Below are 20,953 nucleotides of genomic sequence, written 5' to 3'. Positions count from 1 at the left end.
TCAGCTCCAGTTGTACGCGTCGAAGTTCTTCGAGAACTGCCACTGGTTGTAGCGGTCCCAGTTGATCGACCAGGTCATCAGGCCGCGCAGGGCCGGCCAGGTGCCGTGGGTCTGGTAGGTGCCGCAGTCGGTCTTCTTGGTGAGGCAGTTCAGGGCCTTGTTCACCTCGGCCGGGGCCGTGTGGCCGTTGCCCGCCTGGGTGGAGGCCGGGAGGCCGATGGCGACCTGGTCCGGGCGGAGGGCCGGGAAGACGCGGGAGGTGTTGCCCGCCACCGGGAAGCCGGTGAGGAGCATGTCGGTCATGGCGATGTGGAAGTCGGCGCCGCCCATGGAGTGGTACTGGTTGTCGAGGCCCATGATCGAGCCCGAGTTGTAGTCCTGGACGTGGAGCAGCGTGAGGTCGTCGCGCAGGGCGTGGATGACCGGGAGGTACGCGCCCGCGCGCGGGTCCTGGCCGCCCCAGGGGCCGGAGCCGTAGTACTGGTAGCCGAGCTGGACGAAGAAGGTCTCCGGGGCCATGGTGAGGACGAAGCCCGCGCCGTACTTGGCCTTGAGGGTCTTGACGGCCTGGATGAGGTTGACGATCACCGGGGTGGTGGGGCTGCGGAAGTCGGTGTCGCCGGTCTGGAGCGAGAGCGAGTGGCCCTCGAAGTCGATGTCGAGGCCGTCGAGTCCGTACTCGTCGATGATCTTCGAGACGGAGGAGACGAAGGTGTCACGGGCGGCGGTGGTCGCGAGCTGGACCTGGCCGTTCTGGCCGCCGATGGAGATGAGGACCTTCTTGCCCGCGGCCTGCTTGGCCTTGATCGCCGCCTTGAAGTCGGCGGGTGATTCGACGTTGGGGCATTCGGTGGCCGGGCAGAGGGAGAAGCGGATGTCGCCGGAGGTCACCGAGGTCGGCTCGCCGAAGGCGAGGTTGATGACGTCCCAGGAGTCGGGGACGTCGGCCATGCGGGTGTAGCCGGAGCCGTTGGCGAAGCTCGCGTGGAGGTAGCCGACGAGGGCGTGTGCCGGGAGGGTGCCCGGGTTTCCGCCGCCGCCCGAGGTGGTGCTCGCGGTCAGCGGCGCCGACTTCGGGGATTCGCCGGCGCTGTTCACCGCGGTGACCTGGAAGGTGTACGGGGTGTTCGGCGCGAGCCCCGAGACGGTGGCCGAGGGGGTGGTGGTCGTGAGGACCTTGGCGGTGCCGACGTAGACGTTGTAGGAGGTGGCGTTCGGGACCGCCGACCAGCTCAAGGGGACGGAGCTGGAGGTCGCGGTGCCGGTCGTCAGGCCCGTCGGGGCCGCCGGGAGCTGGACCGGGTCGCCGCCGGGGCCGTACAGGGAGAGGTCGTCGGCCTGGTAGGCGGGGGTGCCGTACCAGCCGTGGGTGTAGAGGGTGACCGAGGTCGTCGAGGCGCCCGTCGTGAAGCGGGTCGTCAGGCGCTGCCAGTCCGGGGCCGAGGCCGTCCAGGTGGAGACGTCGGTGGTGCCGGTGCCCGAGGCGCCCAGGTAGACGTAGCTGCCGCGCACCCAGCCGCTCACCTCGTACGAGGAGTTGGGCTTCACGGTGACGGTCTGGGAGCACTTGGCGTTGTCGGCGCCGGCCGGGGTGGCCTGGAGCGCCTTCGTCCCGCCGTGGACGGGGGACGAGACGACGGCGCCGCTGCCGGCGGTGCAGGTCCAGCCGTCGAGGCCGGCCTCGAAGCCGCCGTTGCGGGCGAGCTCGGCGTCGGCGGCCTGCGCCGTCACGGGGGTGAGGGCCAGGAGCCCGCCGGCGGCGAGTGCGCCCGCCAACAGCAGGGTGAGGGGTCTGGTGCGGTCCACAACTGCCTCCGGATGTGGGGGAATCGAGGTGGAGTGAGCGCGCCACAGCATGGTCCAGACCAATTGAGTGGTCAAGACCTCTCGTTCACCCGGCCGTCGCCGTCCCCCCTCGCCAGCTGTCCCGCCGCCTCGTGCATCGCCAGCTCAAGGAGCGAGGTGTCGTTGAGGGTGCCCTGGCCGTCCGGCGGCACCAGCCACCTGACCCCGCCCGTCGCCCGGCCCGGGTACGGCACGACGATCCAGGTGCCCGTACCGGCCGTGCGCACGCCCGTGCCGAGCCAGCGGGCGGCCGTGCCCGGCGGGACGAAGAAGCCGATCCGGGCGTCGCCGAAGTCGGCGAGCACCGGCCCCGGCCGGTCCACCAGGCGGTTCAGCACGTCAAGGGTGGGGTAGCCGAGCTCCCCCGGCAGGATCAGAACGTCCCAACGCCTGCCGGCGGGCAGCAGCGCGACCCCGTGAGGGTTGCGCTCCCACTCCCACCGACAGGCGTCGGGATCGGGTGCGACCGAAGTCAGCCACTCCACCGCACTCCTGGCGCCCGCGGCCCCCGTACCGGTCATCTCGACGGTCCTCCTTCCGTGTGGACACGGTGTCCACACGGAGAGAGCGGGGTGGGCGCCATCTCTTACGCGGTTTCGGCTACCAATCGGTTGTGATGTAGATCACAGGCGAGATCGAGGGCGGGGCTAGCTGTCGAAGCCCAGGCCCAGGCGGTCCATCGTCTTCAGCCACAGGTTCCGCCGGCCGCCGTTCTCGTCGGCGCGGGCCAGCGACCACTTGGTGATGCCGATGCCGGCCCACGCGATCGGCTCGGGCGGGAACGGCAGCGGCTTCGAGCGGACCATGTCCAGGCGCGTGCGCTCGGTGCTCTCCCCCGCCAGCAGGTCGAGCATGACGTCCCCGCCGAAGCGGGTCGCGCCGACGCCGAGGCCGGTGAACCCGGCCGCGTACGCCACCTTGCCCTGGTACGCCGTACCGAAGAAGGCCGAGAAGCGCGAGCAGGTGTCGATCGCGCCGCCCCAGGCGTGGCTGAAGCGCAGGCCCTCCAGCTGCGGGAAGCAGCGGAAGAAGTGCTCGGCCAGCTTGAGGTAGGTCTCCGGGCGGTTGTCCATCTCCGCCTCGACCTTCCCGCCGAAGCGGTAGATCGCGTCGTAGCCGCCCCAGAGGATGCGGTTGTCGGCGGTGATCCGGAAGTAGTGGAACTGGTTGGCGGAGTCGCCGAGGCCCTGCCGGTTCTTCCAGCCGATCGAGGCGAGCTGCTCGGGGCTGAGCGGCTCGGTCATGAGGGCGTAGTCGTAGACCGGGACGGTGTACGAGCGGACCCGCTTGACCAGCGACGGGAAGACGTTGGTGCCGAGCGCGACCCGGCGGGCGAGGATCCGGCCGTACGGAGTGCGCACGCCCATGCCGGCGCCGACCGAGGTGAGGTCGAGGCCCGGGGTGTTCTCGTAGATCCGCACGCCCAGGTCCTGGCAGGCCCGCTTGAGGCCCCAGGCCAGCTTCGCCGGGTTGAGCATGGCGACGCCGCGCTTGTCCCACATGCCGCCGAGGAAGGTCGGGGAGTTCACCTCGGCCCGTACGGCGTCCTGGTCGAGCAGCTCGATGCCGTCGGCGAGGCCGAGACGCTCGATCTCCTCGTACACCTCGTGGAGCTCGTCGACCTGGTACGGCTCGGTGGCGACGTCGATCTCGCCGGTGCGCTCGAAGTCGCAGTCGAGGCCGTACGTGGCGACCGCCTCCTCGATCCCGTCGAGGTTGTGCTCGCCCATCTCCTCCAGCTTCGCGAGCTCGCCCGGCCAGCGGGCGAGTCCGTTGCCGAAGCCGTGGGTGAGGGAGGCGGCGCAGAAGCCTCCGTTGCGGCCCGAGGCGGCCCAGCCCACCTCGCGGCCTTCGATCAGTACGACATCCCTGGAGGGATCGCGCTCCTTGGCGAGGAGCGCGGTCCACAGTCCGCTGTATCCGCCGCCGACCACGAGGAGATCGCACTTCTCGGTGCCGGTGAGGGCGGGCAGGGCTCCGGGCTTGCCGGGGTCTTCCAGCCAGAAGGGGACGGGCTGGGCGTCGGAGAGAGATTGTGCAGCGAGACGCATGGCAACTGGGGCCATGGTTTCCAACTCCTTCAGTGCCTGGGCGGTGGGGCCACCGCTCAGGCTGTTGCTGTTTTCTTGCGCCGGTTCGTGATGATCTGCCCGGCCATGACCATCAGTACCGCGAGAACGAACATCGCGGTGCCGATGACGTTGATCTGAACGGGGGTTCCGCGCTGCGCCGAGCCCCAGACGAACATGGGGAAGGTGACGGTGGAGCCCGCGTTGAAGTTGGTGATGATGAAGTCGTCGAACGAGAGCGCGAAGGCCAGGAGGCCACCGGCGGCGATGCCGGGCGCGACGATCGGCAGGGTCACGCGCAGGAAGGTCTGCGTGGGGCTCGCGTAGAGGTCGCGCGCGGCCTCTTCGAGGCGCGGGTCCATGGAGACGACCCGGGCCTTGACCGCCGTCACGACGAACGACAGACAGAACGTGATGTGGGCGATGAGGACCGTCCAGAAGCCCAGCTCGATCCCCATGTTGAGGAAGAGGGTGAGCATCGAGGCGGCCATGACGACCTCGGGCATCGCCATCGGCAGGAAGATCAGCGAGTTGACCGCGCCGCGCGCCCGGAAGCGGTAGCGGACGAGCGCGAACGCGATCAGCGTGCCGAAGATCACCGCACCGACCGTCGCCCAGGCGGCGAGCTGGAGGGACAGGGAGAGCGACTCGCACATGTCGGCGACGCCGCAGGGGTCCTTCCAGGCGTCGAGCGAGAACTCCTGCCAGGAGTAGTTGAAGCGGCCCTTCGGCTTGTTGAAGGAGAACGCCATCACCACGAGGTTCGGCAGGATCATGTACGCGAGCGTCAGCAGGCCCGCGATGACGACCAGGTTCTTCCGGATCCAGCGCATCAGACCAGGTCCTCCGTTCCCGCCTTGCGGATGTAGACCGTGACCATGCCGAGCACGATCGCCATGAGGATGAAGGAGAGCGCGGCGGCGGTCGGGTAGTCGAGGACGCGGAGGAACTGCGACTGGATGACGTTGCCGACCATCTTGGTGTCGGTGGAGCCGAGGAGCTCGGCGTTGACGTAGTCACCGCTCGCCGGGATGAAGGTGAGCAGGGTGCCGGAGACGACGCCGGGCATCGACAGCGGGAAGGTCACCTTGCGGAAGGTGGTCGCCGGGGAGGCGTACAGGTCCTGGGCGGCCTCGTGCAGCCGGCCGTCGATCCGCTCCAGGGAGGTGTAGAGGGGCAGGATCATGAACGGCAGGAAGTTGTACGTGAGACCGCAGACGACCGCCATCGGCGTGGCGAGGACGCGGTCGCCCTCGGTCCAGCCGAGCCAGCTGGTGACGTCGAGGAAGTGGAGGGCGTTGAGCGCCTCCACGACGACGCTGTCGTCCGCCAGGATCGTCTTCCACGCGAGGGTGCGGATGAGGAAGCTGGTGAAGAACGGCGCGATGACGAGGACCAGGAGCAGGTTCCGCCAGCGGCCGGCCCGGAAGGCGATCAGGTACGCCAGCGGGTAGCCGAGCAGCAGGCACAGGAGGGTCGCGGTCCCGGCGTACAGCAGGGAGCGGACGAACTGCGGCCAGTACTCGGTGAAGGCGTCCCAGTACGTCTGGAAGTGCCAGGTGACCTCGAAGCCCTGCTCCAGGGAGCCGGTCTGGACCGAGGTGGAGGCCTGGTAGACCAGCGGCAGCGCGAAGAAGACGACCAGCCAGACGATGCCGGGCAGGAGCAGCAGGTACGGGATGGCCCGCTTGCGTGCGGAAGGCTTGCGCAGAACCGGTTCTTCAACCGGCGCTTCCGGCGCGTCCTTCGTCAGGGTGGGGGTGCTCATCCGGCGTCCTCCACCGTCTCCACACCCGCGTCGATGTCCTGGGCCGCGTCGAGACCGAAGGTGTGCGCGGGGTTCCAGTGCAGGACGACCTCGGCGCCGGGACGGAGTCGCGCGTCCCTCTCGATGTTCTGCTCGTAGACCTGGAGCTCCGCACCGGCCGGCGAGTTCACCACGTACTGGGTGGAGACGCCGATGAAGGAGGAGTCGACGATCCGGCCGGTCACGCGGTTGCGGCCGTCGGCGATCGAGCCCGCGTCGTCGGCGTGCGCGAGCGAGATCTTCTCGGGGCGTACGCCCACGAGGAGCTTGCCGCCCTGGCGGACGGCGGAGGTACAGCGGTCGCCGGGCACGCGGAGCTTGCCGCCGCCGGCGGTGACGAGGACGTCTGCTTTGTCGCTACCTGTCTCCAGGACCTCGGCCTCGATGAGGTTCGAGGTGCCGAGGAAGTTGGCGACGAAGGTGGTCTGCGGGTTCTCGTACAGGTCGGCGGGGGCGCCGAGCTGCTCGACCCGTCCGCCGTTCATCACCGCGACCTGGTCGGCCATGGTCATGGCCTCCTCCTGGTCGTGGGTGACGTGGACGAAGGTGATGCCGACCTCGGTCTGGATCCGCTTCAGCTCCAGCTGCATCTGACGGCGCAGCTTGAGGTCGAGCGCGCCGAGCGGCTCGTCGAGCAGGAGGACCTGGGGGTGGTTGATGAGCGCGCGGGCGACGGCGACGCGCTGCTGCTGGCCACCGGAGAGCTGGTGCGGCTTGTGGCGGGCCTTGTCGCCGAGCTGGACGAGTTCCAGCATGTCGTCGACCTGCGCCTTCACCGACTTGATGCCGCGGCGGCGGAGGCCGAAGGCGATGTTCTCAGAGATGTCCATGTGCGGGAAGAGCGCGTAGGACTGGAAGACGGTGTTGACCGGCCGCTTGTACGGCGGGAGGTCGGTGACGTCCTGGTCGCCGAGGAAGACGGTGCCCGTGGTCGGGTCCTCCAGGCCGGCGATCATCCGCAGCGTGGTGGTCTTTCCGCAGCCGGAGGCGCCGAGGAGGGCGAAGAACGAGCCCTGCGGGACGGTGAGGTCGAGCGGCTTGACGGCGTGGAAGGAGCCGTACGACTTGCTGATCCCGGTGAGGCGGACATCGCCGCCGGTGGTCTTGTCAGTCATGGGGTGTGGTCCCAAGGAGTGAGAAGTGAGAGAGGTGGACGACGACGGGCTCAGGCGCCGATGAGCTTGGCGAACTTCTCCTCGTACGCCGTCTCCTCCGCGCTGCTGAGCGAACGGAAGGAACGCGACTTCTTGGCCATCGCCTTGTCCGGGAGGATCAGCGTGTTGTTCGCGAGCTCCGGGTCGATCTTGGCGAGCTCGTCCTTCACCCCGTCGACGGGGCAGACGTAGTTGATGTACGCGGCGAGCTGGGCGGCCACGGGAAGCTCGTAGTAGTAGTCGATGAGCTTCTCGGCGTTGGCCTTGTGGCGGGCGCCGGCCGGGACGAGGAGGTTGTCGCTGGAGGTGATGTATCCGGCGGCCGGGATGGCGAACTTGATGTCCGGGTTGTCCGCCTGGAGCTGGATGACGTCACCGGCCCACGCGAGGCAGGCGGCCAGGTCGCCCTTGTCGAGGTCCGAGGTGTAGTCGTTGCCCGTGAAGCGGCGGATCTGCTTCTTGTCGACGCCCTTCTGGAGGCGGCCGATCGCCGCGTCGAAGTCGGCGTCGGAGAAGGTGCCGGGGTCCTTGCCCATGTCGAGCAGGGTCATGCCGACGGAGTCGCGCATCTCCGTGAGGAAGCCGACGCGGCCCTTGAGCGAGGGGTCGTCGAGCATCTGGGAGACGGATTCGATCTTCTTGCCGTCGGTCGCCTTGGAGTTGTAGGCGATGACGGTGGATATGCCCGTCCACGGGTACGAGTGCGAGCGGCCCGGGTCCCAGTCGGGGCGGCGGAACTGCGCGGAGAGGTTCGCGTACGCGTTGGGCAGGTGCGCCGGGTCGAGCTTCTGCACCCAGCCGAGCCGGATCATGCGGGCCGCGAGCCAGTCGGTCACGCATATCAGGTCACGGCCGGTCTCCTGACCGGCCGCGAGCTGCGGCTTGATCTTGCCGAAGAACTCGACGTTGTCGTTGATGTCCTCGGTGTACTTGACCTTGATCCCGGTGCGTTTGGTGAACGCCTCCAGCGTCGGACGGGACTTCTCGTCCTCGCTGATGTCCATGTACTCGGTCCAGTTGGAGAAGGAGAGCGTCTTCTCCTTGGCCGAGTCGTCCGTGGAAGCGGTCCCCGTGCCCTCTCGCTTGGCCGGCGGGATGCCGCAGGCGCTCAGACCGGCGAGACCGCCGATCGTGAGCGCCCCGACGCCACCGGCGCGGAGCATCGAGCGGCGGGTGAGGGCGCCCCGGCCGCTGGTCAGGCTGCGCTGCATCGCCGCAAGCTGCGCGGCGGACAGGCTCTCGGGCTCGTACTGCTCCATGCGCTGTGCCCTTTCGGGATGGTGGGAGCCGCTGGTCAGGCGGCGAAGTGCTATCGGTCCCCGAAGATCGTGCGGTGCCAGTCCTTCGCGGCGACCGCGGTGTTGTCGAACATCACGTGCTTGACCTGCGTGTACTCCTCGAAGGAGTACGCCGACATGTCCTTTCCGTATCCCGATGCCTTGGTTCCGCCGTGCGGCATCTCGCTGATGATCGGGATGTGGTCGTTGACCCAGACGCAGCCCGCCTTGAGCTCCCGCGTGGCGCGGTTGGCCCGGAAGACGTCCTTGGTCCACGCGGAGGCGGCGAGGCCGTAGGGGGTGTCGTTGGCGAGCTCGAAGCCCTCGTCGTCGCTGTCGAAGGGCAGGGCCACCAGGACGGGTCCGAAGATCTCCGACTGGACGACCTCGCTGTCCTGGGACGCGCCGGTGATCAGGGTCGGACGATAGTACGCGCCGTCCTTCAGGTCACCCCCCGGGGCCTCTCCGCCGCAGACGACGGTGGCGTAGGCGCGGGCGCGCTCGACGAAGCCGGCGACGCTGTCGCGCTGGGCGAAGCTGACCAGCGGGCCGAGGTCGGTGGTGGCCGCGAAGGGGTCGCCGACGCGGACCGACTCCATCAGCTCGGCAACGCGGGCGACGAAGGCGTCGAACAGCGGTCGCTGGACGTAGGCGCGGGTGGCGGCGGTGCAGTCCTGGCCCGTGTTGATGAGCGAGGCGGCGACGGCGCCGTTGGCGGCGGCCTCCAGGTCGGCGTCGTCGAAGACGACGAAGGGCGCCTTGCCGCCGAGCTCCAGGTGGAGGCGCTTGACGGTCTGGGTGGCGACCTCGGCGACGCGCTTGCCGACGCCGGTGGAGCCGGTGAAGGAGGTCATGACGACGTCGGGGTGGCCGACGAGGTGCTCGCCGACGACCCGGCCGGAGCCGCAGACGATGTTGATCACGCCGTCGGGGATGCCGGCCTCGGTGGCCGCCATGGCGAACATCAGCGAGGTCAGCGGGGTGATCTCGGCCGGCTTGAGGACGATCGTGTTACCGGCGGCGATGGCCGGGAGGACCTTCCAGGCCGCCATCTGGAGCGGGTAGTTCCAGGGGGCGATGGAGCCGATGACACCGAGCGCCTCGCGCCGGATGTACGAGGTGTGGTCGCCGCTGTACTCGGCGGCCGCCTGGCCCTGGAGGTGGCGCGCGGCCCCCGCGAAGAAGGCGGTGTTGTCGATCGTGCCCGGCACGTCGAACTCGGTGGTGAGCCGGAGCGGCTTGCCCGCCTGGAGCGACTCGACCGTCGCGATGTCCTCGGCCCAGTCGGCGAGGACGCCGGCGAAGCGGTGGACGGCGTCGGAACGCTCTCCGGGGGTCGCGCCGGACCAGCCGGGGAAGGCGGCCTTCGCGGCGGCCACGGCCTCGTCGACGTCCGCGACGGAGGCGGCGACGTAGGTGTAGATCCCCTCCCCGGTCGCCGGGTTGATCACCGTGTGTTCTCGATCGGAGGTTCCGGGCCGCAGACGCCCGCCGATGTACTGTGCGCCGTCCGCGAAGCGGTCGATCACCTGGAAGCGGTTGCCCATCACGCTCTCCGTTGTCCACGCTCGATTTGAGTGCCGATCCTGACATGTGAGCACGCCCACAACAAGCGATTCCGTTGTTGCCTTTTGGTTACGCGACGGAATCGGTCGACCATGTGTCGAGGCCACCCGGAAATACCCCGACGGAGTGTCCGTGGCGGATGCCAGACTCGCATGCATGAACACGATCGAGGAGCTGACACAGCAGGTCACCGGGGGTGAGCGGGTCAAGTGGCTGCTCTTCTGGGGCCACCGTCCGCACCCCTCGGGACGTCTCTCGGCGAGCTGTCTGAGCCAGTGGTGGCCGTCACCCTTCGTCGTCGACGGGGTCCGGTACGAGACGGCCGAGCACTGGATGATGGCGGCCAAGGCGCGCCTCTTCGGCGACGCCGAGGCCGAGCGGGCCGCGCTCTCCGCACGGACGCCCGCGGAGGCGAAGAAGGCGGGCCGGCTGGTCCGCGGCTTCGACGACGCGGTGTGGGAGCGGGAGCGGTTCGGCATCGTCGTCGAGGGCAGCGTCCACAAGTTCGCCTCGGACGAGGCACTGCGCTCGTACCTGCTCTCGACGGGCTCGCGGGTGCTCGTGGAGGCCAGCCCGGTGGACCGGATCTGGGGCGTCGGGCTCGCCGCCGACGACCCGCGGGCCCAGGACCCGGCGCGGTGGCGCGGGCTGAACCTGCTGGGCTTCGCGCTGATGGAGGCGCGGGACCGGCTGCGGGCCGCCGGATAGCGGTACGCGAAGGGCCCGCGCCTCGGACGAGGTGCGGGCCCTTCGCGGCAGCCGGTGGCGCGTGGCGGGGCGGCTCAGCGGGGCGCGCTGAACGACGTCCCGGTCGACGACCAGGGGTCCTCGCCGCTGTCGCCCCACTCCTCGGAGTTCGTCACGATCAGGGCGATGAGCACGATGCCGGCGATGCCGAAGACGATGCCGATGGAGCCGAGCACGATGCCGGCGACGGCCTGGCCCTTGTTCCCGGCCTCGCCCCGCACGGCCCGCTTCCGGGCCACGATGCCCAGCGGCAGCGCGACGCCGCCCAGGACCAGGCCGAGGATGCCGTACGAGCAGAAGGCGAGCACGACGCCGCAGATGCCGACGACCATCGCGGCGATGGCCATCCCGTTGTTCTGCTGCGGCTGCTGGGGCCAGCCCGGCTGGCCGTATCCCGCGCCGTAGGACGGGGACGGGGACGGGGACGGGTAGCCGTAGCCCGGGGCGGTCGGGGGCCCCGGGGTCGCGGCCGGGTAGCCGTATCCCGGGGTGGGCGTCGGCGTGGCCGCCGGGTAGCCGTATCCGGGCGTCGTCGTCCCCGGGCCGCCGGGGGCGACCGGGGGCGGCGGCACCTGGCCGCCGTCGGGCACGCCCGGCATGGACACGACCGTCTGCTGATCGTGGACGGACGGCGGCGAGGCCGGCGGCGTCTCCTGCGCCTTGCTCAGCTCCACCCCGTCCCGGTTGGGCGGCGCCCACGGGTCCGCCGGGTCGTAGCCGCCCTGCGGCTGGTCGCGGTTCTCAGACATGAGCCTCCCCCATCGTGGTCACGCCATGTTACGACCTCACCCGTGCGAGGGACCCGTCCGGCCTACGATGACCTGATGACCGATCTCCACCGTTTCATCGAGGGCCTGCCCAAGGCCGAGCTGCACGTCCACCACGTCGGCTCCGCCTCGCCCCGGATCGTCGCCGAGCTCGCCGCCCGCCACCCGGACTCGAAGGTTCCGACGGACCCGGAAGCCCTGAGCGACTACTTCACGTTCACCGACTTCGCGCACTTCATCGACGTCTACCTCTCGGTCGTCGACCTGGTCCGCACCCCCGAGGACGTCCGCGACCTCACCTTCGAGATCGCCCGGGACATGACCCGGCAGAACATCCGGTACGCCGAGCTCACCATCACTCCGTACTCCTCCACCCGCCGCGGCATCGACGAGCGGGCCTTCATGGAGGCCATCGAGGACGCCCGCAAGGCCGCCGAGTCGGAGTTCGGCACCATCCTGCGCTGGTGCTTCGACATCCCCGGCGAGGCCGGCCTCGAAGCCGCCGCGGAGACCGCGCGCCTGGCCACCACCGACGGGCTCCGCCCCGAGGGCCTGGTCTCCTTCGGCCTCGGCGGCCCGGAGATCGGCGTGCCGCGCCCGCAGTTCAAGCCGTACTTCGACCTGGCCCGCGCCGCCGGTCTGCGCTCGGTCCCGCACGCGGGCGAGACGACCGGCCCCGAGACGGTCTGGGACGCGATCCGCGAGCTCGGCGCCGAGCGCATCGGCCACGGCACCAGCTCGGTGAAGGACCCGGAGCTCCTCGCGTACCTCGCCGAGCACCGCATCGCCCTGGAGGTCTGCCCGACCTCCAACATCGCCACGCGGGCCGTCGCCACCCTCGACGAGCACCCGATCCGGCAGATGGCCGACGCCGGGGTCCTCGTCACCGTCAACAGCGACGACCCGCCGATGTTCGGCACGGACCTCAACACCGAGTACGCGGTCGCCGCCCGGCTCCTCGGCCTCGACGAGCGCGGTGTCGCCGCCCTCGCGAAGAACGCGGTGGAGGCCTCCTTCCTCGACGCGGCCGGCAAGACCCGCATCGCCGCCGAGATCGACACGTACACCGACGGCTGGCTGGCGCGCTGACGGCGGAGCCAGAATGTGGCCATGCGCACCGTCACTGCCGTAGGCCACCGCGGGGACCCGTACCGCGTCCGTGAGAACACGCTCCCCTCGATCGCCTCGGCGATCGAGCGGGGGGCGGACGCCGTCGAGATCGACGTCCGGCTCACGAAGGACGGGGTGCCCGTCCTCCTCCACGACGACACCCTCAAGCGGCTCTGGGGCCACGACCGGCCGCTCGCCGCGCTCACGTACGAGCAGGTCCGCGAGCTCACGTACGGCGGGGTGCCGACGCTGCGCGAGGCGATCCTGGCCGCCGGGGACCACCGGCTGATGCTGGACCTGCCCGGCGGGAACGAGGAGTCCGTCCGGAAGATCGTCGGGACGGTCCGCGAGGCGGGTGCCGGCGAGCGCGCGTACTACTGCGCGGGCGCGGTCGCGATGCTCCACGTCAGGGCCGCCGACCCGGCCGCCGAGATCGCGCTGACGTGGACGACCCTCGCCCCGCCCCGGCGCGTGCTGCTCGACGCGGTCCGGCCCAAGTGGCTCAACTACCGCTTCGGGCTCGTCGGCCGGGAGCTCGCGGACCGCGTCCACCGGGACGGTCTGCTCGTCTCCGCCTGGACGGCCGACACGAGCCGCACCATGCGCAGGCTCGTCGCGCACGGCGTCGACTCGGTCACCACGAACCGTGTCGACGCCCTCGCCGCCGTCCTGCGCGCGTCCGCCTCCGCCGGGACGCGCGGCTGACATGGGCATACGGGGGGACGTCCGCGGCCGGTGGGAGCGACTGCGGACCTGGGGCGCCGCCAACCCGTGGGCGGTGGACATCGGGATCGCCCTGCTCGTGCAGGCGGCGATGACGATGCCGTTCGTGGTCCCGCGCGGGCCCGAGCTCGAACCGGCGACCTGGCCGGCGTACGGGCTGACGACGCTCACCGTGCTGCCGCTCGTGTGGCGGCGCCGGGCGCCGATGACCGTCCTGCTCGCCGTGGTCGCGGCGAGCGCGCTGTACAAGCTGGCCGTCGAAGGACCGGGGCAGCCGCTGCCGTACACCGGTCTCGTCAGCGTCTACACGGTGGCCGTGCTGTCGCCGCCGTGGAAACGGCTCGTCACGGCGGCGCTGCTGCTCGTCGCCGTGCCGGTCTCGGTCTGGCTCAACACCCAGTCGGCGCGCGAACTGACCTTCTCGCTCTTCGTGTTCGGCGCCGCCTACGTCTTCGGGCGGCTCCAGGACGCCCGGCAGCGGGCGCACCGGATCGAGGCAGAGCAGGCCGCCGCGCGCGAACGGGCGCGGATCGCGCGGGAGATGCACGACATCCTGTCGCACGCGGTGAGTCTGATGGTCGTGCAGGCAGAGGCGGGACCGGTGGCGGTGCGGGCGGCGCCGGAGCGCGCCGAGGCCGCGTTCGACGCGATCTCGGCGACGGGCCGCGAGGCGATGGTCCAACTGCGCCAGATGCTGGGCCTGTTGCGCGAGGGAGGGGAGCCCGCGGCTCCCCGGGAGCCGCAGCCGGGCCTCGCGGGGATCCCCGAGCTCGTGGAGCGCGTACGGGCCAGTGGTCTGGCGGTCGGGTACGCGACGGAGGGCGGGGTACGGGCGCTGCCGGAGGCCACCGGCGCGAGCGCGTACCGGATCGTGCAGGAGGCCCTGACGAACGTGGTCAAGCACGCCGGAGCGCGCAGGGCCGAGGTCCGGCTCGCGTACGACGGCGGGGTGTTGGGCGTGACCGTGACGGACGACGGGCGCGGTCCCCGGCCCGGCCCCGCCGGTCACGGCCTGGTCGGCATCCGGGAGCGGGCCGCCGCGCACGGCGGCACGGCGGAGACCGGGCCCGGCCCCGGCGGCCGGGGCTTCGAAGTGCGCGTACGGCTTCCAGTACCGTCGTCGTCGACGACGACATCGGAGGTGGGGGCATGACGATCCGCGTGGTGGTCGCCGACGACCAGGAGCTGGTCCGCAGCGGGTTCGCGATGATCCTGGACGCGCAGCCGGACATCCAGGTGGTGGCCGAGGCGGGCGACGGCACGGAGGCGGTCGAGGCGGTACGGCGCCACGCGCCCGACGTGGCCCTCCTCGACATCCGGATGCCCCGGACCGACGGCATCGAGGCCTGCCGGACGATCAGCGCGGAGTCCGGCTGCCGGACGGTGATCCTCACGACCTTCGACACCGACGCGTACGTGTACGAGGCGCTGCACGCCGGCGCGAGCGGCTTCCTCCTGAAGGACGTCCGCAGGGACGACCTGGTGCACGCGGTACGGGTGGTGGCGGCGGGCGACTCGCTGCTCGCGCCGTCCGTCGCGCGGCGGCTCGTGGAGCAGTACACGACGGGCCGGGGCCCGCGCCGGGTCGACCCCCGCCTCGACGTCCTCACCGGGCGCGAGCGCGAGACGCTGCTGCTCCTGGCCCGCGGCCTGTCCAACGCGGAGATCGCGGCGGAACTGGTGGTCAGCGACCACACGGTGAAGACGCACGTGGGGAACGTGCTCGCGAAGCTGGGGCTGCGCGACCGGATCCAGGCGGTGATCTGCGCGTACGAGACGGGGCTCGTCGCGGCGGGCACTCCCCCGCACGGGGGAGGCCCCTCCCCCGTGCCGGGGAGGAACTGACCCCGGGAAGACCGCCGGTGCGGGCGATCCCCTCGTCGCCGCAGGTCAGCAGGATGGAGTCATCGAGAACGACGGCTCACACCACCGGAGTTGACCATGAAGAAGAGCACCCGCGCACTCCTCGCCGCCGCCCTGGTCCTGGGTGTGGCGGCCGGCCCGTCCCTGACCCCGGCCTTCGCCGACACTCCCCCCGCCGTGTCCGTCACCCAGAGCCCCGACCTGGGCGCCGTGATCGCCGGACTCCCCCGCGCCGACGCGACCGCCGCGCTCGTCCGGGTCGGCGGCACGGAGGGCACCTGGCAGGGCAGCGCGGGCGTCCACGACCTGGAGAGCGGCGCCCCGGCCGACCCGGCGGCCCGCTTCCGGGCCGGTTCGGTGACGAAGGTCTTCACGGCGGCGACCGTCCTCCAGCTCGCCGCCGAGGGCCGGATCGACCTGGACCGGACGGCCCGCTCGTACCTCCCGGAGCTGATCCCCGGCCGGTACGCCGGCGTGACGGTCCGCCAGCTCCTCAACCACACCCACGGCATCCCGGCGGCCGACCTGCCCGGCGAGACGGTGGAGGAGTGGTACGCGCGCCGCTTCGACGTCCACACGCCCGAGGAGCTGGTCCGCTCGGCGACGGCGAAGCCGCGCGAGTTCCGGCCGGGGACGAAGCAGCACTACCTGAACATCGGCTACACGATCGCCGGGCTGATCGTGGAGCGGGTCACCGGCGACACCTTCGAGCGGCAGGTGGAGCGCCGGATCCTGCGCCCCCTCGGTCTCCGGGACACGTACCTGCCGGGCACGGCGGCCGAGATCACGGGGCCGTACAACCACGGCTACCAGACGATGCGGCTCGACGACGGGACGACCGGGCTGCGGGACGTCTCCGTCTGGCGGGCGACGGACGGCTGGGCGGCCGGCGACCTCGTGTCGACCACGGCCGACCTGGAGCGGTTCACCCGCGCGCTGTTCGCGGGCCGGGTGGTGCGCGGGCCGCTCCTGGAGGAGATGTTCACGCTGCCGCAGGTCCCCGACGCGGCGACCGGCGCCCCGGCCGCGTACGCGGTCGGCCTGTCGATGAAGCGGCTCGGCGGGCGCGAGGTGTGGGGCAAGACGGGAGGCCGCTGGGGCTACAACACGGCCATCGCCTCGACCCGGGACGGCTCCCGCACCCTCGTCTACAGCGTCAACGCGACCGACGCGAAGGGCCAGGACATGAACCGCACGGCACTCGGCCTGATGGTGGCGGCGTACGGCCTGCCGGACTGACCGCCCGCCGGCGCCGGCGGATCACCAGGCGTCCCAGTGCAGCACCCGCTCGCGCGGGATGCGCCGGGCGGGCCGGAAGTCGGTGCCGATCGTGTACGCGACGGGGATGAAGGCGGCCTGCATCACGTGCTCGTACGGGATGCCGAGGACGCGCGCGAACTCCCGCTCCATCGGCAGGTTCCCCGTCGTCCACACCGTACCGAGACCGCGTTCGCGGGCGGCGAGCATGAAGCTCCAGGCGGCGGGCAGGATCGACCCCCAGGTGCCGGCCTGATGGGTGACGGAGGCGTCCTCGGTCCGCCCCTCGACGCAGGGGATGACGTACGCGGGCACCTCGTGCAGGTGCTGGTAGAGATGCCCGACGCCGGAGTAGACGCGCTCCATCACGCCGGGGACGACCTCGGCCCGGCGCACGTCCCGGTCGGGCAGCGGTTGATGGGCGTCGGGTGCGGCGAGGGAGGCGCGCCAGAGGTCGGCGAGGACGGCCCGGCGGGCCGGGTCGGTGACGATCACGAAGTGCCAGCGCTGCCGGTTGCGGCCGGTGGGCGCCTGGACGGCGAGGTCCACGCACTCCTCCAGGAGAGCGCGGGGTACGGGCCGGGTGAGGTCGAGGCGGTGCCGGACGGCCCGGGTGGTGGAGAGCAGGGTGTCGGAAGCGAGACCGAGGTTCATGCGTTGAGCCTCGTACGGGCCCGGCGGGGCGGGAAGTCCGGGCTTCCACTGAGTGAAAGGCGTGGTCGGCGACATGGGCGAGAGCGTGGCCGGACGGCTCTTCTCCGTACTGGACGCCTTCGACGTCGGGCGGGGAGGCCCGGCGGCGCTGCGGCTCACCGACATCGCGGCGCGGACGGGGCTCCCGGCACCGACGGCCCTGCGGATGGTGCGGGAGCTGGTGGCCTGGGGCGGTCTGGAGCGGGGCGCGGACGGCACGTACCGGCTGGGGCTGCGGCTGCGGGCGCTCGGCGCGGCGGCTCCCTGCCCGCGCGGCCTCCTCGACGCGGCGCTGCCCGCGCTGCGCGCGCTGGGCGCCAGGACGGGCGGCCACGCGGACGTGGCGGTCCTCGCCGGGTCCGGCGATGTGCTGTGTCTGGTGAGCGGCGAGCGGCTGCCCGGCCACGCGACGGCGTTCGGCAGGATCCTGCTCGCGGCTCCTCCGGCGGACCTCCCGCGCTTCACCCGCCACACGGTGGTCCTTCCGGGAGTCCTGGCCGCCCAGCTGGCCCGCGTCCGCGCGGAGGGCCTCGCGGTCTGCGCCGAGGAGTACCGGCTGGGCGAGGTCACGGTGGCCGCCCCGGTGGCGGGCCCGGCCGGGCCGGTCGCCGCCCTCGGCGTGACGGTCACCGCCGGCGTACCCCTGGACCGTGTGACGGCGGCGGTCCGGGAGGCCGCTACACGGGTACGGGCTCCACTGCCGGCGCCGTGGCCGTCGCGGCCTCCAGGCGCTTGATCATCCGGCGCACGTGGAGCAGCGGCAGGATGCCGATGACGCCGAAGGACATGTCGACGACCGACCACCAGAAGGGGATGGAGCGGATCGGGCCGCAGATCAGGGCGAGCGGGATGATGCCGGCGCAGGCGATCATCCCGAACTCGACGACCCAGACGTTGCGGACGGGATCGCGGTACACCCCGTAGAAGGCGACGGCGATGACGAGGTGGGCGAAGGCCAGCCAGTCGGTGCCGTAGAGGAGGTACGGGGCGTGCTCGCCGGCCTCCTCGACGCCGCCCCGCACCCGGTGGATCCACTCGCCGAGCCCGGGGGCGAGGTCCGCCACGGGCGCGGCCCAGCCGGTCAACGCCGAGTCGAGCAGGCGGAGTTCGGTCACGAGCGGGAAGGCGGTCGCCCCGCTCAGGACCAGACAGACGACGAAGACGACCAGCCATGCGCGGATGCTCTTCAGAAGGGCTCTCGGCCCGTTCGTGTCGTTCACGGGGGCAGCGTACGCCTGTCTTGAACGCGTTCAGAAACGGGGGGTGCCCGGGCGCCTCACAGCCCGACGATCGCGTTCCACCGCTTCGAGAACGCCACGCGCTCGTCCGCGCCGATGTCCCGGGGGATGGCGAGCCGGCTCCGCATGGCGGCGTCCGGGAAGATCAGCGGGTCCTCGGCGAGGGCCGCGAGCTCCGCGTCGCCGGAGTCGGCGAGGACCTTCTGCGCGGCGGGGACCGGGCAGACGTAGTTGACCCAGGCGGCGAGTTCGGCGGCGACCTCGGGCTCGTAGTAGTAGTCGACGAGCTTCTCGGCGTTCGTCTTGTGCTGGGCCCGGTTGGGGATCATGAGCGACTCGGCCCACAGCTCGGCGCCCTCCTCGGGGACGACGAACTCGATGTCCGGGTTGTCGGCCTGGAGCTGGATGACGTCGCCGGAGTACGCCTGGCAGGCGAGGACGTCTCCGCTGGAGAGGTCCTTGATGTAGTCGTTGCCGGTGAAGCGGCGGATGTGCTTGGCGCGGACGAGCTTCTCGACGTGCTCGCACATGCCGTGGAAGTCGTCCTCGGTCCACTTCGTGACGTCGACGCCCTCGCCCTGCATGAGCAGCGAGAAGGACTCGTCGAGTCCGGAGAGCAGGGTGACCTTGCCGCGCAGGTCGTCGGCCCACAGCTCCTTGGTGGAGCGCAGTTCCCGTCCGAGCTTCTTGCGGTTGTACGCGATGCCGGTGATCCCGGACTGCCAGGGCACGGAGTGCAGACGGCCGGGGTCGAAGGCGGGCGAGTGGAGCTGCGGGTCGATGTGCCGGTCGACGTTGGGCTGGCCCTCGCGGTCCATCTCCTGGACCCAGCCGAGGCGGACGAAGCGCGCGGCCATCCAGTCGCTGACGACGATGAGGTCCCGGCCGGGCTCCTGCCCGTTCATGAGGGACGGGCCGATCTTGCCGAAGAACTCGTCGTTGTCGTTGATCTCCTCCGTGTAGCGGACGGAGATGCCGGTGCGCTCGCGGAAGGCGTTCAGGGTGGGGCGCTTGGCCGTGTCCTCGTCGTCGGTGTCGATGTAGAGGGGCCAGTTGGAGAACGCGAGCGTGCGGTCGCGGGCGGAGAGGTCGCGGGCGGCCCGCCTGCTCTCGTCGACGTAGGCGGGGGGCACTCCGCAGCCGGCGAGCAGGGTCGCGGCGCCGAGGCCGGCCGTCCCGCGCAGCAGGGATCGGCGGGACAGGGTGTTCCTGGCTATCGCTCTCACTCGGGCAGTCTTCCCGCCCGCCATGACCTGCGGCAATGGACGGTCCGTCGAGCGACGCGGCGCGGCCCCGACACCTTGTCGATCACGGTGTCGGGGCCGCGCCTGGCGTGCCGGGGTGCTTAGCCCAGGGAGGTCATGACGTGCTTGATGCGCGTGTAGTCCTCGAAGCCGTACGCGGAGAGGTCCTTGCCGTAGCCGGACTTCTTGTAGCCGCCGTGGGGCATCTCGGCGACGAGCGGGATGTGGGTGTTGATCCACACACAGCCGAAGTCGAGGTTCTTGGACATGCGCATCGCGCGCGCGTGGTCCTTGGTCCAGACGGAGGAGGCCAGGGCGTACTCGACGCCGTTGGCGAACTCCAGGGCCTGGGCCTCGTCCGTGAAGGACTGGACGGTGATGACGGGGCCGAAGACCTCGTTCTGGATGATCTCGTCGTCCTGCTTGAGGCCGGAGACGACGGTCGGGGCCCAGAAGTAGCCCTTGTCGCCGACACGGTGACCGCCGGCCTCGACCTTGGCGTGCGCGGGGAGGCGCTCGATGAAGCCGGCGACCTGCGCGAGCTGGTTGGCGTTGTTGAGCGGGCCGTAGAGCACGTCCTCGTCGTCCGGCTGGCCGGTCTTCGTCTCGGTGGCGGCCTTGGCGAGCGCGGCGACGAACTCGTCGTGGATCGACTCGTGGACGAGGACGCGGGTGGCGGCCGTGCAGTCCTGGCCGGCGTTGAAGTAGCCCGCGACGGCGATGTCGCCGACGGCGGCCTCGATGTCGGTGTCCTCGAAGACGACGACGGGGGCCTTGCCGCCGAGCTCCAGGTGGACGCGCTTGACGTCCTTGGCCGCCGACTCGGCGACCTGCATGCCGGCGCGGACGGAGCCGGTGATGGAGGCCATGGCCGGGGTCCGGTGCTCGACCATCGCGCGGCCGGTCTCGCGGTCGCCGCAGATGACGTTGAAGACGCCCTTGGGGAGGATCTCGCCGATGATCTCGGCCATCAGGGTGGTCGACGCGGGGGTCGTGTCCGAGGGCTTGAGGACGACGGTGTTGCCCGCGGCGAGCGCCGGGGCGAACTTCCACACGGCCATCATCATCGGGTAGTTCCACGGCGCGACCTGGGCGCAGACGCCGACGGGCTCGCGGCGGACGATGGAGGTCATGCCCTCCATGTACTCGCCGGCGGACTTGCCCTCCAGCATGCGGGCGGCACCGGCGAAGAAGCGGATCTGGTCCACCATCGGCGGAACCTCTTCGCTCGCGGTCATCGCGATCGGCTTGCCGGTGTTCTCGACCTCGGCGGCGACGAGCTCGTCGGCGCGGGCCTCGAAGGCGTCGGCGATCTTGAGGAGCGCCTTCTGGCGCTCGGACGGGGTCGCGTCGCGCCAGGCGGGGAAGGCGGCCGCGGCGGCCTCCATGGCGGCGTCGACGTCGGCCTGGCCGGAGAGCGGGGAGGTCGCGTAGACCTCGCCGGTGGCCGGGTTGACCACCTCGATGGTGCGGCCGTCGGCCGCGTCACGGAACTCCCCGTTGATGTAGTTACGCAGCCGGCGCAGCTCGGTGGTCACGTGGCCACCCCTCCTGTCACGTTCTGTCGTCGCACATCCTTGTGCGGCGTCCCAG

General features: G+C 71.1%; 20 protein-coding genes. 7 read left to right on the top strand and 13 right to left on the bottom strand.

The window, feature by feature from the left end; all coding sequences use genetic code 11:
- The 8 genes from ACFC0Z_RS13870 to ACFC0Z_RS13835 form a co-directional block, all read right to left on the bottom strand.
- Positions 1 to 1,806 (bottom strand): chitinase, encoded by a 1,806-nt coding sequence (locus ACFC0Z_RS13870; protein ID WP_376436474.1) that lies wholly within the window; start codon positions 1,804 to 1,806, stop codon positions 1 to 3.
- Between the two features lie 71 nt (positions 1,807 to 1,877).
- Positions 1,878 to 2,366 carry a hypothetical protein gene (locus ACFC0Z_RS13865; protein ID WP_376436472.1) on the bottom strand — a complete coding sequence of 163 codons (489 nt, stop codon included), beginning with the start codon at positions 2,364 to 2,366 and terminating at the stop codon, positions 1,878 to 1,880.
- Positions 2,367 to 2,492: 126 nt separating this feature from the next.
- The gene (locus tag ACFC0Z_RS13860) at positions 2,493 to 3,911 is read right to left on the bottom strand and encodes an NAD(P)/FAD-dependent oxidoreductase (RefSeq protein WP_376436470.1); all 1,419 of its coding nucleotides are present in this window, start codon (positions 3,909 to 3,911) and stop codon (positions 2,493 to 2,495) included.
- Between the two features lie 41 nt (positions 3,912 to 3,952).
- A complete protein-coding gene (locus ACFC0Z_RS13855; protein ID WP_376436468.1) occupies positions 3,953 to 4,747 on the bottom strand; it encodes an ABC transporter permease in 795 nt (264 codons plus the stop codon).
- Positions 4,747 to 5,682 (bottom strand): ABC transporter permease, encoded by a 936-nt coding sequence (locus tag ACFC0Z_RS13850; protein ID WP_376436467.1) that lies wholly within the window; start codon positions 5,680 to 5,682, stop codon positions 4,747 to 4,749. Before ACFC0Z_RS13850 ends, ACFC0Z_RS13855 begins: the two co-directional genes overlap by 1 nt.
- Positions 5,679 to 6,836 (bottom strand): ABC transporter ATP-binding protein, encoded by a 1,158-nt coding sequence (locus ACFC0Z_RS13845; RefSeq protein ID WP_376436465.1) that lies wholly within the window; start codon positions 6,834 to 6,836, stop codon positions 5,679 to 5,681. Before ACFC0Z_RS13845 ends, ACFC0Z_RS13850 begins: the two co-directional genes overlap by 4 nt.
- Before the next feature lie 50 nt (positions 6,837 to 6,886).
- A complete protein-coding gene (locus ACFC0Z_RS13840; protein WP_376436463.1) occupies positions 6,887 to 8,134 on the bottom strand; it encodes a spermidine/putrescine ABC transporter substrate-binding protein in 1,248 nt (415 codons plus the stop codon).
- A gap of 50 nt (positions 8,135 to 8,184) precedes the next feature.
- On the bottom strand, positions 8,185 to 9,699 hold the full coding sequence (locus tag ACFC0Z_RS13835) for a gamma-aminobutyraldehyde dehydrogenase (protein WP_376436461.1): 1,515 nt from the start codon (positions 9,697 to 9,699) through the stop codon (positions 8,185 to 8,187).
- A 175-nt stretch (positions 9,700 to 9,874) separates the two neighbouring features.
- Here ACFC0Z_RS13835 and ACFC0Z_RS13830 point away from each other — a divergent pair, with 175 nt between their 5' ends.
- Positions 9,875 to 10,426 (top strand): NADAR family protein, encoded by a 552-nt coding sequence (locus ACFC0Z_RS13830; RefSeq protein ID WP_376436460.1) that lies wholly within the window; start codon positions 9,875 to 9,877, stop codon positions 10,424 to 10,426.
- 74 nt (positions 10,427 to 10,500) lie between these two features.
- Here ACFC0Z_RS13830 and ACFC0Z_RS13825 read toward each other — a convergent pair whose 3' ends face one another.
- Positions 10,501 to 11,214 carry a DUF4190 domain-containing protein gene (locus ACFC0Z_RS13825; RefSeq protein ID WP_376436459.1) on the bottom strand — a complete coding sequence of 238 codons (714 nt, stop codon included), beginning with the start codon at positions 11,212 to 11,214 and terminating at the stop codon, positions 10,501 to 10,503.
- A 75-nt stretch (positions 11,215 to 11,289) separates the two neighbouring features.
- Here ACFC0Z_RS13825 and ACFC0Z_RS13820 point away from each other — a divergent pair, with 75 nt between their 5' ends.
- From ACFC0Z_RS13820 to ACFC0Z_RS13800, 5 genes are all read left to right on the top strand, one after another.
- Positions 11,290 to 12,321, top strand: coding sequence for an adenosine deaminase (locus tag ACFC0Z_RS13820; protein ID WP_376436457.1), 1,032 nt, complete (start codon positions 11,290 to 11,292; stop codon positions 12,319 to 12,321).
- A gap of 21 nt (positions 12,322 to 12,342) precedes the next feature.
- Positions 12,343 to 13,047, top strand: a complete 705-nt coding sequence (locus ACFC0Z_RS13815; RefSeq protein ID WP_376436455.1) for a glycerophosphodiester phosphodiesterase — start codon at positions 12,343 to 12,345, stop codon at positions 13,045 to 13,047.
- 1 nt (position 13,048) lies between these two features.
- Complete coding sequence (locus tag ACFC0Z_RS13810; RefSeq protein WP_376436454.1) at positions 13,049 to 14,218, top strand: sensor histidine kinase; 1,170 nt, start codon at positions 13,049 to 13,051, stop codon at positions 14,216 to 14,218.
- Positions 14,215 to 14,910: a response regulator gene (locus ACFC0Z_RS13805; RefSeq protein ID WP_376436452.1), complete on the top strand. Its 696-nt coding sequence runs from the start codon at positions 14,215 to 14,217 to the stop codon at positions 14,908 to 14,910. Before ACFC0Z_RS13810 ends, ACFC0Z_RS13805 begins: the two co-directional genes overlap by 4 nt.
- 96 nt (positions 14,911 to 15,006) lie before the next feature.
- Positions 15,007 to 16,167 (top strand): serine hydrolase domain-containing protein, encoded by a 1,161-nt coding sequence (locus tag ACFC0Z_RS13800; protein WP_376436449.1) that lies wholly within the window; start codon positions 15,007 to 15,009, stop codon positions 16,165 to 16,167.
- Positions 16,168 to 16,188: 21 nt separating this feature from the next.
- Here ACFC0Z_RS13800 and ACFC0Z_RS13795 read toward each other — a convergent pair whose 3' ends face one another.
- Entirely contained in the window at positions 16,189 to 16,839 is a 651-nt protein-coding gene (locus ACFC0Z_RS13795; protein ID WP_376436446.1) for a nitroreductase family protein, read from the bottom strand.
- Between the two features lie 73 nt (positions 16,840 to 16,912).
- Between ACFC0Z_RS13795 and ACFC0Z_RS13790 the strand changes: the two genes are divergently transcribed.
- Positions 16,913 to 17,614, top strand: a complete 702-nt coding sequence (locus ACFC0Z_RS13790; protein ID WP_376436443.1) for an IclR family transcriptional regulator — start codon at positions 16,913 to 16,915, stop codon at positions 17,612 to 17,614.
- Here the strand turns inward: ACFC0Z_RS13790 and ACFC0Z_RS13785 are convergent.
- The 3 genes from ACFC0Z_RS13785 to ACFC0Z_RS13775 all read right to left on the bottom strand — a co-directional run bounded on the left by ACFC0Z_RS13785 (position 17,556) and on the right by ACFC0Z_RS13775 (position 20,898).
- Entirely contained in the window at positions 17,556 to 18,098 is a 543-nt protein-coding gene (locus tag ACFC0Z_RS13785; protein WP_376436440.1) for a hypothetical protein, read from the bottom strand. The two genes, ACFC0Z_RS13790 and ACFC0Z_RS13785, sit on opposite strands and share 59 nt — an antisense overlap.
- Before the next feature lie 56 nt (positions 18,099 to 18,154).
- Positions 18,155 to 19,318: a PotD/PotF family extracellular solute-binding protein gene (locus ACFC0Z_RS13780; RefSeq protein WP_376436712.1), complete on the bottom strand. Its 1,164-nt coding sequence runs from the start codon at positions 19,316 to 19,318 to the stop codon at positions 18,155 to 18,157.
- A gap of 143 nt (positions 19,319 to 19,461) precedes the next feature.
- Positions 19,462 to 20,898 carry a gamma-aminobutyraldehyde dehydrogenase gene (locus ACFC0Z_RS13775; protein ID WP_376436437.1) on the bottom strand — a complete coding sequence of 479 codons (1,437 nt, stop codon included), beginning with the start codon at positions 20,896 to 20,898 and terminating at the stop codon, positions 19,462 to 19,464.
- Positions 20,899 to 20,953 lie beyond the last annotated feature (55 nt).

The organism is Streptomyces sp. NPDC056144 (assembly GCF_042264145.1).
Lineage (GTDB): Bacteria > Actinomycetota > Actinomycetes > Streptomycetales > Streptomycetaceae > Streptomyces.
The sequence above is the reverse complement of the archived record's forward strand: the minus strand, read 5'-3'. Positions and strand labels throughout refer to the sequence as shown.

Excerpts from the sequence above, each read along its gene's own strand:
- ACFC0Z_RS13865 (WP_376436472.1), bottom strand. The coding sequence starts at position 2,366 with ATGACCGGTACGGGGGCCGCGGGCGCCAGGAGTGCGGTGGAGTGGCTG.
- ACFC0Z_RS13860 (WP_376436470.1), bottom strand. The coding sequence starts at position 3,911 with ATGGCCCCAGTTGCCATGCGTCTCGCTGCACAATCTCTCTCCGACGCC.
- ACFC0Z_RS13855 (WP_376436468.1), bottom strand. The coding sequence starts at position 4,747 with ATGCGCTGGATCCGGAAGAACCTGGTCGTCATCGCGGGCCTGCTGACG.
- ACFC0Z_RS13850 (WP_376436467.1), bottom strand. The coding sequence starts at position 5,682 with ATGAGCACCCCCACCCTGACGAAGGACGCGCCGGAAGCGCCGGTTGAA.
- ACFC0Z_RS13845 (WP_376436465.1), bottom strand. The coding sequence starts at position 6,836 with ATGACTGACAAGACCACCGGCGGCGATGTCCGCCTCACCGGGATCAGC.
- ACFC0Z_RS13840 (WP_376436463.1), bottom strand. The coding sequence starts at position 8,134 with ATGGAGCAGTACGAGCCCGAGAGCCTGTCCGCCGCGCAGCTTGCGGCG.
- ACFC0Z_RS13835 (WP_376436461.1), bottom strand. The coding sequence starts at position 9,699 with ATGGGCAACCGCTTCCAGGTGATCGACCGCTTCGCGGACGGCGCACAG.
- ACFC0Z_RS13830 (WP_376436460.1), top strand. The coding sequence starts at position 9,875 with ATGAACACGATCGAGGAGCTGACACAGCAGGTCACCGGGGGTGAGCGG.
- ACFC0Z_RS13825 (WP_376436459.1), bottom strand. The coding sequence starts at position 11,214 with ATGTCTGAGAACCGCGACCAGCCGCAGGGCGGCTACGACCCGGCGGAC.
- ACFC0Z_RS13820 (WP_376436457.1), top strand. The coding sequence starts at position 11,290 with ATGACCGATCTCCACCGTTTCATCGAGGGCCTGCCCAAGGCCGAGCTG.
- ACFC0Z_RS13815 (WP_376436455.1), top strand. The coding sequence starts at position 12,343 with ATGCGCACCGTCACTGCCGTAGGCCACCGCGGGGACCCGTACCGCGTC.
- ACFC0Z_RS13810 (WP_376436454.1), top strand. The coding sequence starts at position 13,049 with ATGGGCATACGGGGGGACGTCCGCGGCCGGTGGGAGCGACTGCGGACC.
- ACFC0Z_RS13805 (WP_376436452.1), top strand. The coding sequence starts at position 14,215 with ATGACGATCCGCGTGGTGGTCGCCGACGACCAGGAGCTGGTCCGCAGC.
- ACFC0Z_RS13800 (WP_376436449.1), top strand. The coding sequence starts at position 15,007 with ATGAAGAAGAGCACCCGCGCACTCCTCGCCGCCGCCCTGGTCCTGGGT.
- ACFC0Z_RS13795 (WP_376436446.1), bottom strand. The coding sequence starts at position 16,839 with ATGAACCTCGGTCTCGCTTCCGACACCCTGCTCTCCACCACCCGGGCC.
- ACFC0Z_RS13790 (WP_376436443.1), top strand. The coding sequence starts at position 16,913 with ATGGGCGAGAGCGTGGCCGGACGGCTCTTCTCCGTACTGGACGCCTTC.